The organism is Nocardia sp. NPDC058497, assembly GCF_042720195.1.
Taxonomy (GTDB): Bacteria; Actinomycetota; Actinomycetes; order Mycobacteriales; family Mycobacteriaceae; genus Nocardia.
Genome location: NZ_JBHXMY010000949.1, coordinates 1 through 1443, shown reverse-complemented (window position 1 = coordinate 1443; position 1443 = coordinate 1). Strand labels below are relative to the sequence as shown.

Below are 1443 nucleotides of genomic sequence, written 5' to 3'. Positions count from 1 at the left end.
CCCTGGTGCGCGAACTGCGCGAGGAACTCGGCGTCGACGCCGAACCGGTCGAGCGGGTCCCGGGGGAGTGGCCCCTGATAACGCCCAACGTCATCATGGTGTGGAACCCCCCCCCCCCCCCCGGGGAGGTCGCCGTGATGGTACGGCGCGTTCAGCGGTGCCATGAAGTCAATTTAACAATCGTCAGCGTCGCTCACGCCGCGGTAGGGCGCCGATCCGCAGTATCGGCAGGTCGACCGTGGGTGGATTCCTGGTGTCGACTGCGGTGGCATCCGGGGTCGCGTGTGATCAGGTTCGCAAAGTTGACGACGCTAACATATGCCCTTATGTTAGCAGCGGACACATCTGTGTGCCTGGAAGCGGCTATCGAAGGGCGGTCTGTATGTCGAGCGGTTCGAGTACGAGGCAACTGTTTTCTCCGCTGCGTTTGCGGTCCGGCCAGGTCCTGCCGAACAGGATCGCCAAAGCGGCCATGGAAGAGGGGATGGCAGGGGAGGGTCAGCTTCCCGACGAGCGCTTGATCGCGCTGTACCGACGTTGGGGTGCGGGAGGCGCCGGACTGCTGATAACGGGCAACGTGCATGGTGCACGCGGAGGCTCTCACCGGTCCCGGTGGCATTGTGCTGGACGGGGACTCGCCGATCGAGCCCTTCGCTGCCTGGGCCGCGGCAGGCAAGGCTGCCGGAGCTGCCATGTGGATGCAGATCAGTCATCCTGGCCGCCAGGTGCAAGCGCAGATGCCCGGTGTCGTCTGGGGTCCGTCGGACATCGCTGTCGATGTCGGTAAGCATTCGAAGAGGTTCGGCCGGCCGGTCGCGATGACGCACCGTCAGATCCTTGAGACCCGGGACCGGTTCGTCGCTACGGCGGTCCGTGCCGAGCAGGCCGGGTTCGATGGCGTGGAAGTCCATGCCGCACACGGGTATCTGCTCTCGCAGTTCCTGTCGCCGCTGGTGAACAACCGCACCGACGAATGGGGCGGCTCGCTCGAGAACCATGCCCGGCTCCTGCTCGGCGTCGTGCGCGGCATCCGTTCGGCCGTGTCGCCCGAGTTCGCCGTCGCCGTCAAGCTGAACTCCGCGGATTTCCAGCGCGGCGGATTCGATGCCGACGACGCCGAGAAGGTCATCGCCATGTTGGTCTCGGTGGGCGTCGATCTCGTCGAGGTATCCGGTGGTAGCTACGAGTGTCCTGCCATGTCGGGTAGGCCCGCCGATGGCCGGACGGCGGCACGGGAGGCGTACTTCCTCGAACTCGCCGCCGAGCTCGCCGAAACCAGTGCGCTGCCGTTGCTGCTGACTGGGGGGATCTCCCGCCGGGTGACCGCCGAACGTGTGCTGGACAACAGGGTCGCCCTCATCGGTATGGCCCCCGCGCTGGCCCGACTTGCCGCCCCTGTGGCGCGAAGACCGGGAGGCGGTGGGCGCCTTGAATCCGGTGACC

General features: G+C 66.5%; 1 pseudogene. It reads left to right on the top strand.

What is annotated here, in order from left to right:
- Window positions 1-581: 581 nt before the first annotated feature.
- Window positions 582-1443: pseudogene (locus ACFWPJ_RS32730) on the top strand (2,4-dienoyl-CoA reductase); the annotation flags it as partial.